This window comes from Bacillus cereus group sp. N21 (assembly GCF_016483395.1).
GTDB lineage: Bacteria > Bacillota > Bacilli > Bacillales > Bacillaceae_G > Bacillus_A > Bacillus_A pseudomycoides.
Genome location: NZ_JAEHBX010000027.1, coordinates 56,058 through 67,617, shown reverse-complemented (window position 1 = coordinate 67,617; position 11,560 = coordinate 56,058). Strand labels below are relative to the sequence as shown.

Here is an 11,560-nt window from a genome sequence, read left to right as displayed (position 1 = left end):
GGAATGAGTGTAAAGATACACAAAAACCCCGAAGCATGGACTTTTTTTAAGTGTCCACGATTCGGGGTACAGTTCATAATATACAGTAGCTTGTTTTTTTATTGCCCAATTTCCTTTCTTTTGCTTATTTATTTAAAAGAAAGGAGGGGAAATAGATGGGGGAATGGATATCTATGATCGGTAATGTTGGATTTCCAATTGTTGTGACATTATATTTACTGCATCGTATTGAAAGTAAATTAGATGGTGTAATTGTTGCAATTGAGAAATTACCACAACAGATGACAAGGTATGAAGCTCCACACGAAACAAAATGACAAAAGGCTTTGCTCTCAATGAGCAAAGCCTTTTGTAACAAAGATTATTGCGTCGTATAACCCCCATCAATAACAACTGCTTGGCCGGTTATTCCTTTTGCTTTTTCACTTGCTAAAAATAAAGCATAATCGGCAATTTCCTGAACAGCTAGCAATCGTTTTTGAGGTACGAGGGGATAGATGACATCCTCTAATACCCTTTCTAGTGGAACGTTTCGTGTTGTTGCTAAATCTTGGAGTTGATTCCTGACAAGAGGCGTATCAACATAGCCTGGGCAAAGAGCATTTACAGTAATGCCGTGTACAGCTCCTTCTAAGGCAGCAACTTTTGTTAAACCAATCACACCGTGTTTGGCACTATTATAGGCAGCCTTTCCAGCAAATCCGACAAGACCGTTAATAGATGCAATATTAATAATTCGTCCATACTTTTGTTTTTTCATAATTGGAAACGCATGTTTTATTGCAATGAACGGCGCAATTTGCATGATTTGAATAAGAAGTTCAAACTTATCGGTTGGAAATTCTTCAATTGGTGAGACGTGTTGCATACCAGCATTATTTATTAACACATCAAGTGAGCCGAAATTAGTAATAGTTTCAGAAATAGCTTCTGATATTTCTTGCTCAGATGTAACATCACATCTTAGACCGATTGCCTCATATCCTTCCTTGCGCAACTGTTCGGCAGCTTCCTTTGCACGATCTTCAAGGCGATCACTAATGACCACTTGTGCTCCTTCTTTTGCAAATGCATTTCCCATTTCATAACCAATACCACTTGCAGCACCTGTTAAAAAGACAACACGATTTGTAACCACAATGAAAAACACCCCTTTATATAGAATTTATCTTATTGCTCTATTTAGAGGAGGTGTAATGAAAATCCTGCAAAGATTTTGGGAAAAATGTGGTTATCTATCTTGCATAACAAGATAGAGGGAGGATTTGGATCATGTCGACAAGTCAAATGCTGAAAGGGATTTTAGAAGGAGGTCTCCTTGCCATTATTTCTGAAGGCGAAATATATGGCTATGAAATGAGTGAAAAGCTAGCCAAGTATGGTTTCACAATGACAAGTGAAGGAAGTATTTATCCGTTATTAATATGGATGCAAAAGGCAGGGCTAATAACAAGTACAATGAAGGAATCTCCATCTGGTCCAAAGCGAAAATATTATATATTAACATAAAAAGGTGAAGATACACTGGATGAATTTATGGATCGCTGGGAAGCGATGCAAAGTAGTGTAGGGCGTTTGCTGAAAGGAAAGGGGAGGCGCGAATCTTTTTGGCGGCAAAGGGTATCAAAGAAAGTGATATTGAGAGTTTTTTAGAAGATGCAGAACTACACTTAATTGAAGGTGAGAATGATGGGAAAAGTATAGAGGATATTTTTGGAAGCTCACCGAAAGTATATGTAAATGAGCTTGTTCGGGTAATGGAAAAAGATCCAAGAGAGAGCTGGAAACAAATCGGATATACAGTGATGAATATTGTTGTATTTTGGGTTATTGCTTCCATTTTAATTGTAAATGATAACGGGCCATTACAGATTTCATTCGTTCAATGTATTGGGTATGGCATGAATGATCGCACTTGTAGCACCTAATATAGCTTCCCGTAAAATGGCTTTTCGGATAGGGTTTATAAAATTAGCTATTTTATTTGTTCTTGTAATGATTCATACAAAATTAGAGACAAGAAAAGTGAATATATAGGATCGCCTTTTCTTTGTGGCCGGTATTGGGCATATAGACTGGAATATTTTATTTTAAACAGTAACGAATGGGTTACTGTTTTTCTTTGTGTAATAAAGAACTTTGTAAAGATAATGCTCGCTGTTCTTTTGTTAATAAAGAATCAATGTGTACTTGATCAGGACGAGGTACAATTGGATACATGAGGTTTGTGGAAGAAGGGTGATGTTCAGAGCCGGTTTGCGAGTGAGGGTCAGCATGTGTAAGTTTCCCTTCTATACGTCGTGTGAATAAAATATGACCAATTTCATGAGCAAGCGTATATATATTTTTCATAGGAGAAGCGGCGTTAGTAAGGATGATATAACCTGTGAGGATTTGGTTTATAACGAATGAATAGGCACATGCAATTACGGATTGCTCTTTAAAATAATTGCTTCCAATATAACAAATATAAATGTCACAATTTGGAATTTGTGATGAGCAAGTGTTAAAAAAAGAAGAAACTTTTGGTTGGATTTGGATAGAATCAATATAACTAATTTCACCATCGTGAAATCTAAATGATTCATTTAGTATAATAACGTCTTTAATTTGAAATGAAATTGGCTGCCATATTGATTCGGCGACTGCTAAGTCTTTTGCAATACGGTCGTCTGTAATATCGGAGCCTGGAGTAATGCAAATACATATATTTACGTATGGATCCATTAGAAACACCTCAAATGGAAAACAGTCTATTGCTATACTGTATGTGACGGGAAAGTACTATGTATGGATATAAACCCTATAAAGGGATGTATTTTAATAAATTGAAAAAAATCCAATATTTATATAAATTGAGAGAAGGTACATTGGTGTAATTTGTTTATTGATAGCTGTTTTTTTGACTGACAAGCAAAATATAGATTAATGCAGAACGGAATATAAGAATGAGTAAAAGAAGTCGAAAAATATTCATAGTTTAATTACATTATATGTTATTTATTCTGCTATAGTAAAAGAAAAGGGGGAGAATGTATGTATACATTAAAAATTGTATCAGACCGAGAAGCTGTTTACCAGTTTGCAAGTTATGTAAAGGTGGTTCAAGGGGTGAAGGATGTATATGTGGAAGTTGGAGAGTCTTTATATGAACATCCACTTATGAAATTTTATGTACAGGTAACGATTGAAGAGACATATGAGCAGCAAAAAACATTACAAGAAATCGCTCGGTTAGTAGAATTAGGGCGCTTTACATACGTTCATTATCGAAATGAAGAGATTGAAAAAGCATTTGAAGCAGTTAAATATGAAAGTTTTCGAAAATAAATGTAATGAAAAGGGAGCGAATGCTTCCTTTTTTTGTTAGTAGGAATATTTTTTCACATCACACAAAAAAATAAGGAATTTTGCTATGATAAGGAAGGAGAGGAAAGGAGAGTTTATATAATGGGGTATATTGAAGAATTACGAAAATCAGTCGGTACAAGGCCGCTCATTCTTGTAGGAGCAGCTGTGATTATTTTAAACGAAAAACAAGAGGTATTGCTTCAATATCGTTCGGATACATATGATTGGGGTGTACCAGGTGGCGCGATGGAACTAGGAGAAACGACGGAAGAAACGGCTCGACGAGAGCTATTTGAAGAAACTGGGTTAGAAGCGAGGATGTTGCAGTTTCTTGGTGTTCTTTCTGGGAAAGATGTATATTATCGTTATCCAAATGGGGATGAAATTTATAATGTGATTCATCTATATCAAGCACATTATGTGAGCGGAGAAATAAAGCTTGATGAAGAAGGGTTGGACCTTCGATATTTTCCTGCTGAAAAGTTGCCAAATTTAAATAAAACAACAGAGAAAATTTTACAAAAATTTTTATATGCACTAACAGAATAGGAGGGAATATTCCTCCTATTTTTATTATATTAAATATTTTGATTTTTTTGGTATATTTGTAGTATGATAAATGCAGATATACATCTTATGTTATACCATCCAAAAACTTACTAGGGTACATAAGAGAGGGGCAAGTGCAAGATGCATAATGTTGTCATTACAGCTGCAGTTCGTTCACCAATTGGAACTTTTGGAGGGGCATTAAAAAATGTAACACCAGTGGAATTAGCTGTTCCTGTACTTCAGGAAGCTGTAAAAAGAGGCGGAGTGGAACCACATGAAGTTGATGAAGTGATTTTAGGTCATTGTATTCAAAGAACAGATGAGGCGAATACAGCGCGAACAGCTGCATTAGCAGCAGGATTTCCAGATACAGTTACAGGTTATACAATCCAGCGTCAATGTTCTTCAGGTATGCAAGCGATTATGTCAGCGGCAATGCAAATACAATTAGGCGTAAGTGAAGTTGTTGTTGCAGGTGGAGTAGAAGCGATGAGCTCAAGCCCTTATGCATTGAAACAGCACCGCTGGGGACAACGTCTTCAGCACGGAGAAATTCGTGATACGGTGTGGGAAGTTTTAGAAGATCCGTTGCATCATATTATGATGGGCGAAACAGCGGAAAATTTAGTTGAACAATATGAGATTACAAGGGAGGAACAAGATGAAGTTGCGCTACGTAGCCATCAATTAGCGCTTCAGGCAATTGAATCAGGCTATTTTGATGAGCAAATTGTTCCTATTACAATAAAAGAGCGTAGAAAAGAAGTAGTATTTTCAAAAGATGAACATCCACGTGCAGATATTACAGCAGAAAAATTGGCGGGGCTAAAGCCAGCATTTCGTAAAGGTGGATCAGTAACTGCAGGGAATTCCTCGGGTATTAATGATGGAAGTGCAGTTTTAGTATTAATGAGTGAAGAAAAGGCTAAGGAGAAAGGCTTACAACCATTAGCTAGAATTGTTGGTTATTCTGTAGCTGGGGTAGATCCGAAGATTATGGGGATTGGTCCAGCACCAGCAATTCGTAAAGGTTTAGAGAAAGTAAATTGGTCATTAGAAGATGCTGATTTATTGGAAATCAATGAAGCCTTTGCTGCACAATACTTAGCGGTTGAGAAGGAACTTGGCTTAAATCGTGAGAAAGTAAATGTCAACGGAAGTGGTGTTGGACTTGGACATCCAATTGGTTGCACAGGTGCACGTATTACGGTAAGTTTAATTCACGAATTAAAAAGACGAGGTTTAGAAAAAGGAATTGCATCTCTTTGTGTCGGTGGTGGCATTGGAGTAGCGTTATTTATAGAAGCACTATAAAAAAGAAGGAGCAGCGAGCTGCTCCTTCTTTTTTTGGGTATCAACGAGTAATATTACCTTTTTGCTTTATGATTGGAACAAATGATGAAACAAGCGATCCCGATTCTCGAAAAAGAGTTTCATCGTTTGATAATGCTCAGTTTCCTCTAGGATTGCTTCTGTGATTCCTTCTTGTGAGAAAGAATATATATTGGACTCTGGATAAGCCATCAAAATAGGAGAGTGAGTTGCGATAATGAATTGTGATCCTTGCTCTGCTAATTCATGCATACGAATGAGCATAGAAAGCTGCCTCATTGGAGATAAAGCTGCTTCAGGTTCGTCTAAAATATATAAGCTTTGTCCTGTAAAACGGTTCATAAATAAAGAAAAAAATGATTCACCATGTGATTGATTGTGTAAGGAAATACCACCATATGAATCAATAACCTTACCTCCCAAAAATTGTTCAGAATCAATTTCATCGATATAAGAAGCAACATTATAAAATGATTCTGCTCGCAGAAAGAATCCGTCTTTTGGTGTCGCGACGCTTTTTGCTACACGAATATATTTGTGTAAGGATGAATGCGAATCATGTGTAGCAAAACGGAAATTTTTTGTTCCACCTTCCGCATTAAATCCTAAAGCGATGGCGAGGGCTTCTAACAATGTAGACTTCCCAGTTCCATTTTCTCCAATTATAAATGTTACATTTGGATGGAAGTCTAGTGATTGTAATGTTCGGATAGCGGGTAAGCAATATGGATACACGGAAAAATTAGGGATATGTTCTTTTTGTAAGGAGACGTTCTTTAGAAAGGCTGTACGCTCATTCAAAATATATACCTCAATTCGTTGAAGATTTTGTTTCTAATATAGCAGTAAGTACAAGGATCAGGCAACTTGCAAAGCCGAGAAACCTAGTCCTTCCCAGCCGTAGGTGTTTCTCTTTATAATAAAAATCAGTATAGTAGCTATAAAACCTAGTAGATTTGGAATATACTTTACTATTTTTATATATTTCCATAGAAAAAAGCCTATATACGCGGTTATAAAAAGTTCTAATAGAATAAGGAGGAAGACAAACATTAGGGACAAAATGATATCACTTCCATTTCCTAAATATTACATTTGGGTTGTATCATGTAAGTTGTGGATATTCCAATGTCAAAATAAGTGTTGCATATCAAGAATCGATATCGTTATGATAGAGGGTGTCTTACATAGAAATATTTTTTTAGTTTCAGAAGGGAGTAACATATGCCGTTTACATTTGCGCATCCTGCTGCTGTCATTCCTTTTTGCAAGAAACAACGATATGTTTCAGTAACAGCGCTAGTATTAGGAAGTATGGTACCCGATTTTGAATATTTTTTGCATTTTCGACCATATGGTGTCATTGGACATACATTTAGGGTTCTTTTATTTGAACTTACCGCTCGTTTTCAGTCTACTATCGTTATGTAGCATCTATTCCATGGAGGCTTACTTCAGGGAAAGAAATTTTTGTTTTTCTCTATTCTGCATTATTCGGTATGCTTACACATGTCGTTTGGGATGCTTTTACCCATAAGATGGGTTATTTTGTTATGAATTTACCATCTCTACAACAACATATATATTCCATGCCGATATATAAATTCATGCAGCACGGGAGTACATGTCTTGTTTTTTTGCTGCTTATATATGTTCTATGGAAACATCGAGATTTTCAAATAAAAGTAGATATAGTTTCAGCAAGAGAGAAAAGGAAATATTGGGGATGGACGATGATTACGGCGTTAGTAGTGTTTACTATGCGCGCGTTGCTAGACCCCTATTTTCAAATTTTACAAATAGGGAGTATAATAGTTTCTGGATTTACAAGTGTTTTTTGTGGTCTATTCATTGTTTCCGCAATATACGAAACAAGAGAAGAATCGAGTTAGTATGAATGAGAGTGTTAGGAGTAAGATGATGAAAGTATGGAAAAGTATTTGTATTTTATGTAGTTCTATCGTTTTGTTAAGCGGTTGTTTTCAAAAGGAAGAAAAAAAAGAAGTAAAGAAAGAATCTATTCCAGAAACAACTGAATACGGTGGCAAGGAATTAAAGAAAGTTGGACAGGTTGTAAAAGAAAAAGGATGGGGAACATTTAAATTAGAGAGGTTAAAACATGTTAATCAAACGTTTGAAGTAGCTCCAATGAAAATTCATGTACAAGATGTAAAGGTTATTGCATTATCACAAATGAGTCAAGATGCAAAAGATACATTGAAAGTATATACAGCATTAAGTCCAGAAGAAGTGCAGCGTAGACTTGGAGACAAAGTCAATCGAGAAGATGCTGAGTTGTACGCTTCGTTAAGTGGAAAAGACATTGGAGATAAAGTGCGTTATGTTGAAATTACATATAAGGTAGAAAATAGTGGAGATAAAGACATGCAGTTTTTCTCTATGAATGATATTACTATTAATGAAACGCAGCACTTTAATGTCCCAAAACAAAACTTTTTATATGAAGAGGATACGCTTGTAGGTACAAAAAGTGTTACAAGAGAAGAGTATAAACCAGGTGAGACGAGGGAAGGGATAATTGGATTAATACTCGAGGATGAGAAAAAAGAGATTACTCAAATCTCATTTACAACAGATGTTCTTGCAACGGGTGATACACATGAAACGGTTACAGAACCGCAAACATTTAACATCTCACTGTCTAAGTGAGATGTTTTTTGTATAGAAAAAGAACAGGAAATTTGTCAAACCAAAGCGAATGTATTATAAAGTGCAAAGGGGGAAGAAAAATGGAAAAAAGATGTTACGAATGCGGTAGTAAGGAGATAGAAAAAGCAACGATAGCACCAGACCAAAAAGGTTATCTTACTTTATTTGCACAAGCAGTCGCAGAGGTAGAAATTTGTGAAAAATGCGGTACTGTTATCGCGATAACAGGGGAACATCCAAGCTATAAAAATCAGCAAATGGACTGAAAAAAATATACTATTTTTGGTTCTTGAAATAAACAGCCGTTATTAGGCGTTTACTGACCGTTTGTTTTGCTCATTTAAATAGGTTTCTACGGTTTGTAATTGTTCAGAAATTCGAAATGCTTCTTTTTGTTCCTGAAATTGTTTTTCATTATAAGGACCAAAACGACGATTGTTGTTCATATCAATAATCCAGTAATGTTCGCTCCGTTTATTTGTAATACTAGATTCTGGGTTATTGGGATCGGATTTTTCTTCAATTTGTTTTGCAATAATATATATATCGTCCCATGCAATTTCTACAATTTTAGCTGGGACATGTTGTGTAGCATATACAGCGTCTTGTTTTGGAAAAAGTTCAAATGCATTTCCGGAAGTATTTATTAGTTCATATTCTTCATTGATGGTATAAGCTGAATGGTTAGAGTTTGCTGTGCAACCAGTCAAAAGTATAATGGCAATTACGGTCATCAATCGCTTCAATATGAGAACCTCCTTATAAAATGCTTGTGGTAAACATATTGTACAAGAAAAGGAAAAGAAACGCCAATATATGAGTTGTTTACAATGGTTTTTAGAAATGGTACGATGAGACAGGTAAAGAAGGATACAAAGGAGTCGACATAAAATGAAGTTAAAGATGCATCGTCCAGCGGTAGTAATGAATCGCATAGGTGCTTCCATTATCGATATGTTTTTAATCTCGGTTATGTACGGTGCTGTTGTGGCAGTTGTAACGGGGAATTATGGGGCCATTTTCAATCGTTTTAATATAAGCTTAGGTGATTATCGATATGATCTTGCGCTTGTTTTTATATTAATGGCTATCTATTTTATTTTTGTTCCATTTATATGGAATGGCTGTACAATTGGTAAAAAAATAACCCGAACAAGACTTGTATCATTAACAAGTGAAAAGTTAACAATTCAAAGGCTAACAGTACGGTTCTTTGTATTGTTATTACCAAACATATTGTTACTTGGAATTCCATCTATCTGTAACGTATATATGATGTTGTTCCGTCACGATAATTGTGGGTTCCATGACTTAATTATGAAAACGAAAGTGATGAGTCTCGTTTAAAGAATACTAGGATAGAATGATAAAGAGTTATGTTTAGGACGTATTAAAAAAATATATGTACCCTTAAATTTTTACAAAATTCGATAAATTTAATAGGTATAATGGAGTTCATATAGGGCGGACATCTCCTATAGAGTACCCTCCATATTGATGTAGGATGTGTTAGAAAGTAAGCAAAAGCCAAACTTTTTAACATATTCTATTTTTTTGTTAATTAGATTGAAAATCAGGAAAATGATATGATAAATGAAACAGATGTGTTGTATAACAAGGGGGAGATCGAAATGACAGAAAGTAACTTAATTTTTTTGGGGATACTTATTTTTATCGGTCTAGCTTTTGATCAATACAATAATAAGAAAAAAGGGAAAACAAATAAGTGAACGTTTACAAATGGGAGTGTTGGCTTTTCCTGCTTGCAGAGCTACAGGCGAAAGGAGTATACTGAATGACGGTAAGACTTACAAAAGGGGTAATGACGATGAAGCTTGCAGGAAAAGTTGCCGTTGTAACTGGCGGTGGCATCGGTATTGGACGTAGTACGGCTCTTTTGTTGGCAGAACAAGGTGCAAAAGTAATTGTGACGGATATTGATCAGGAAAATGGACAAGCAACAGCGGAGGAAATTGTAGATTTAGGTGGTGAAGCCCTTTTTGTTACCCATGATATGGCGAAACAAGGAGATTGGCAACGTGTCATTGAAGTTGCTATTGACGCTTATAATCGTATTGATATGCTCTTTAATAATGCTGGTTTATATAAAATAGATTCTATTTTCTCACGTCAACAAGAGAACGATTCCAATGTACTTTGTATTAATGGCGTTTTGATAGAAATAAAACAATTGACGTCATCTTTTATGAAACATCAAGAAGAAGTAATGCTAACTGATTTACCTATTTTCGGTATTATTAGTACAAAAGAACAGTCATTTCATACAGTAGGAACCCTAGTATAATAGTAGAAAACCGCCCAAAATACATATGTGGACGGTTTTTTTGTATCTGTATGACGTAAAGAAAAGTGATGCTTTATCGAATACGTTTTTCTGTCGTACTATCAAAGAAATGTGCCTTATTCATATCGAATGCAAGTTTGATTTGATCACCATGTGTAAAGGTATGTCTTGCATCCAGACGGGCTGCAAAATCTTGATTTCCAAGTTTCATATATAAAATAGATTCTGCACCTAATAGTTCAGCAACTTCAATTTGAGTTGTAAATGTTGTACCTTGTGAAGCTTCTAAAAATAAAAGTTCGTCATGGATATCTTCTGGACGTATCCCCAATACAATTTCTTGATTCACATAACCTTGTTCGTGTAATAACTTCATTTTGCCTTCAGATACTTTGATTTTTACCTTATCATCTATAACAAAGTATTGTTCTGTTAATTTACCATGGAAGAAATTCATTGCAGGTGAGCCAATAAATCCACCAACAAAAATATTTTCCGGTGTTTCATATACTTCTTTTGGTGAACCGATTTGTTGAATTTTTCCATCTTTCATAACGACAAGGCGTGAAGCCATTGTCATCGCTTCTGTTTGATCATGTGTTACATAAATTGTTGTTGTCCCAAGTCTTTGATGCAGTTTAGAAATTTCTGAGCGCATCGCTACACGTAATTTTGCATCTAAATTTGATAATGGCTCGTCCATTAAGAAAATTTTTGCGTCACGAACGATAGCACGACCTAACGCAACACGTTGGCGTTGTCCACCAGATAATGCTTTTGGTTTTCGATTTAAATATTCCGAAAGTCCTAGAATTTGAGCCGCATCCTTTACGCGGCGGTCAATTTCGTCTTTTGGGATTTTACGAAGTTTTAATCCAAATGCCATGTTGTCATAAACGCTCATATGTGGATAGAGTGCATAGTTTTGAAAAACCATTGCAATATCGCGATCTTTTGGAGGAACATCATTCATTACCTTACCATCAATAGAAAATTCCCCTTTTGAAATGTCTTCAAGTCCAGCTACCATTCGTAATGTTGTCGATTTTCCACAGCCAGATGGACCAACGAAAACGATAAACTCTTTATCTTGAATATGTAAATTGAAGTCTGTTACTGCTGTTACGTTATTATCATAAATTTTATAAATATTTTCTAACTTTAGTTCTGCCATGACTTTTCCTCCTAGAAAAATTATGCAAACGTTTTCTTTGAGTTCATTATAAACGAATGTATTTAAAAAATAAATAAAAATGATACAAAAAAATAAAACGTTTTCATAAAGGGGGGGATATTTAATAGATAAAGCCTCTTCTCTGTGAAAATTGGCTAAATTAAAATAGAAAAATG

At 35.4% G+C, this 11,560-nt stretch carries 14 protein-coding genes and 3 pseudogenes; 12 read left to right on the top strand and 5 right to left on the bottom strand.

Annotated features, from left to right (window positions below):
- Positions 1-155: 155 nt before the first annotated feature.
- Positions 156-317 carry a YvrJ family protein gene (locus JDS96_RS16395; RefSeq protein WP_016116126.1) on the top strand — a complete coding sequence of 54 codons (162 nt, stop codon included), beginning with the start codon at positions 156-158 and terminating at the stop codon, positions 315-317.
- 44 nt (positions 318-361) lie between these two features.
- On the opposite strand, the gene JDS96_RS16390 is transcribed toward JDS96_RS16395, so the two are convergent.
- Positions 362-1,138, bottom strand: coding sequence for a 3-hydroxybutyrate dehydrogenase (locus tag JDS96_RS16390; protein WP_003199877.1), 777 nt, complete (start codon positions 1,136-1,138; stop codon positions 362-364).
- A gap of 134 nt (positions 1,139-1,272) precedes the next feature.
- Between JDS96_RS16390 and JDS96_RS16385 the strand changes: the two are divergent.
- Both JDS96_RS16385 and JDS96_RS16380 read left to right on the top strand, forming a co-directional pair.
- A pseudogene (locus JDS96_RS16385) lies at positions 1,273-1,653 on the top strand (PadR family transcriptional regulator).
- Positions 1,602-1,971, top strand: a pseudogene (locus tag JDS96_RS16380) (HAAS domain-containing protein); the annotation flags it as partial. The pseudogenes JDS96_RS16385 and JDS96_RS16380, both read left to right, overlap by 52 nt.
- A gap of 138 nt (positions 1,972-2,109) precedes the next feature.
- Here JDS96_RS16380 and JDS96_RS16375 read toward each other — a convergent pair.
- On the bottom strand, positions 2,110-2,727 hold the full coding sequence (locus JDS96_RS16375; RefSeq protein ID WP_003199880.1) for an ImmA/IrrE family metallo-endopeptidase: 618 nt from the start codon (positions 2,725-2,727) through the stop codon (positions 2,110-2,112).
- A gap of 309 nt (positions 2,728-3,036) precedes the next feature.
- Between JDS96_RS16375 and JDS96_RS16370 the strand changes: the two genes are divergently transcribed.
- The 3 genes from JDS96_RS16370 to JDS96_RS16360 all read left to right on the top strand — a co-directional run bounded on the left by JDS96_RS16370 (position 3,037) and on the right by JDS96_RS16360 (position 5,217).
- Positions 3,037-3,330, top strand: a complete 294-nt coding sequence (locus JDS96_RS16370; RefSeq protein ID WP_003199881.1) for a DUF3928 family protein — start codon at positions 3,037-3,039, stop codon at positions 3,328-3,330.
- Between the two features lie 120 nt (positions 3,331-3,450).
- On the top strand, positions 3,451-3,900 hold the full coding sequence (locus JDS96_RS16365) for an NUDIX hydrolase (RefSeq protein ID WP_199667403.1): 450 nt from the start codon (positions 3,451-3,453) through the stop codon (positions 3,898-3,900).
- Positions 3,901-4,041: 141 nt separating this feature from the next.
- On the top strand, positions 4,042-5,217 hold the full coding sequence (locus JDS96_RS16360) for an acetyl-CoA C-acetyltransferase (RefSeq protein WP_003199883.1): 1,176 nt from the start codon (positions 4,042-4,044) through the stop codon (positions 5,215-5,217).
- A 66-nt stretch (positions 5,218-5,283) separates the two neighbouring features.
- On the opposite strand, the gene JDS96_RS16355 is transcribed toward JDS96_RS16360, so the two are convergent.
- Positions 5,284-6,036: an AAA family ATPase gene (locus JDS96_RS16355; RefSeq protein ID WP_018764815.1), complete on the bottom strand. Its 753-nt coding sequence runs from the start codon at positions 6,034-6,036 to the stop codon at positions 5,284-5,286.
- Positions 6,037-6,459: 423 nt separating this feature from the next.
- Here JDS96_RS16355 and JDS96_RS16350 point away from each other — a divergent pair.
- The 3 genes and pseudogenes from JDS96_RS16350 (at position 6,460) to JDS96_RS16340 (ending at position 8,171) form a co-directional block, all read left to right on the top strand.
- Positions 6,460-7,127, top strand: a pseudogene (locus JDS96_RS16350) (DUF4184 family protein).
- A gap of 25 nt (positions 7,128-7,152) precedes the next feature.
- Entirely contained in the window at positions 7,153-7,905 is a 753-nt protein-coding gene (locus JDS96_RS16345) for a hypothetical protein (protein ID WP_029426884.1), read from the top strand.
- A gap of 80 nt (positions 7,906-7,985) precedes the next feature.
- The gene (locus JDS96_RS16340) at positions 7,986-8,171 is read left to right on the top strand and encodes a hypothetical protein (protein ID WP_003199887.1); all 186 of its coding nucleotides are present in this window, start codon (positions 7,986-7,988) and stop codon (positions 8,169-8,171) included.
- 42 nt (positions 8,172-8,213) lie between these two features.
- On the opposite strand, the gene JDS96_RS16335 is transcribed toward JDS96_RS16340, so the two are convergent.
- Positions 8,214-8,651, bottom strand: a complete 438-nt coding sequence (locus JDS96_RS16335) for a DUF3997 domain-containing protein (RefSeq protein ID WP_199667401.1) — start codon at positions 8,649-8,651, stop codon at positions 8,214-8,216.
- A gap of 145 nt (positions 8,652-8,796) precedes the next feature.
- Between JDS96_RS16335 and JDS96_RS16330 the strand changes: the two genes are divergently transcribed.
- The 3 genes from JDS96_RS16330 to JDS96_RS16320 all read left to right on the top strand — a co-directional run bounded on the left by JDS96_RS16330 (position 8,797) and on the right by JDS96_RS16320 (position 10,210).
- On the top strand, positions 8,797-9,252 hold the full coding sequence (locus JDS96_RS16330) for an RDD family protein (RefSeq protein WP_016116115.1): 456 nt from the start codon (positions 8,797-8,799) through the stop codon (positions 9,250-9,252).
- 284 nt (positions 9,253-9,536) lie between these two features.
- Positions 9,537-9,635: a flagellar motor protein gene (locus JDS96_RS16325; RefSeq protein ID WP_199667399.1), complete on the top strand. Its 99-nt coding sequence runs from the start codon at positions 9,537-9,539 to the stop codon at positions 9,633-9,635.
- A 65-nt stretch (positions 9,636-9,700) separates the two neighbouring features.
- Complete coding sequence (locus JDS96_RS16320; protein ID WP_199667397.1) at positions 9,701-10,210, top strand: SDR family NAD(P)-dependent oxidoreductase; 510 nt, start codon at positions 9,701-9,703, stop codon at positions 10,208-10,210.
- A gap of 73 nt (positions 10,211-10,283) precedes the next feature.
- On the opposite strand, the gene JDS96_RS16315 is transcribed toward JDS96_RS16320, so the two are convergent.
- Complete coding sequence (locus JDS96_RS16315; RefSeq protein ID WP_199667395.1) at positions 10,284-11,384, bottom strand: ABC transporter ATP-binding protein; 1,101 nt, start codon at positions 11,382-11,384, stop codon at positions 10,284-10,286.
- Between the last annotated feature and the right edge of the window lie 176 nt (positions 11,385-11,560).

What these genes read in the sequence shown, in the direction of transcription:
- JDS96_RS16395 (WP_016116126.1), top strand. Translation starts at nt 156, where the DNA reads ATGGGGGAATGGATATCTATGATCGGTAATGTTGGATTTCCAATTGTT.
- JDS96_RS16375 (WP_003199880.1), bottom strand. Translation starts at nt 2,727, where the DNA reads ATGGATCCATACGTAAATATATGTATTTGCATTACTCCAGGCTCCGAT.
- JDS96_RS16370 (WP_003199881.1), top strand. Translation starts at nt 3,037, where the DNA reads ATGTATACATTAAAAATTGTATCAGACCGAGAAGCTGTTTACCAGTTT.
- JDS96_RS16365 (WP_199667403.1), top strand. Translation starts at nt 3,451, where the DNA reads ATGGGGTATATTGAAGAATTACGAAAATCAGTCGGTACAAGGCCGCTC.
- JDS96_RS16360 (WP_003199883.1), top strand. Translation starts at nt 4,042, where the DNA reads ATGCATAATGTTGTCATTACAGCTGCAGTTCGTTCACCAATTGGAACT.
- JDS96_RS16345 (WP_029426884.1), top strand. Translation starts at nt 7,153, where the DNA reads ATGATGAAAGTATGGAAAAGTATTTGTATTTTATGTAGTTCTATCGTT.
- JDS96_RS16340 (WP_003199887.1), top strand. Translation starts at nt 7,986, where the DNA reads ATGGAAAAAAGATGTTACGAATGCGGTAGTAAGGAGATAGAAAAAGCA.
- JDS96_RS16330 (WP_016116115.1), top strand. Translation starts at nt 8,797, where the DNA reads ATGAAGTTAAAGATGCATCGTCCAGCGGTAGTAATGAATCGCATAGGT.
- JDS96_RS16325 (WP_199667399.1), top strand. Translation starts at nt 9,537, where the DNA reads ATGACAGAAAGTAACTTAATTTTTTTGGGGATACTTATTTTTATCGGT.
- JDS96_RS16320 (WP_199667397.1), top strand. Translation starts at nt 9,701, where the DNA reads ATGACGGTAAGACTTACAAAAGGGGTAATGACGATGAAGCTTGCAGGA.
- JDS96_RS16315 (WP_199667395.1), bottom strand. Translation starts at nt 11,384, where the DNA reads ATGGCAGAACTAAAGTTAGAAAATATTTATAAAATTTATGATAATAAC.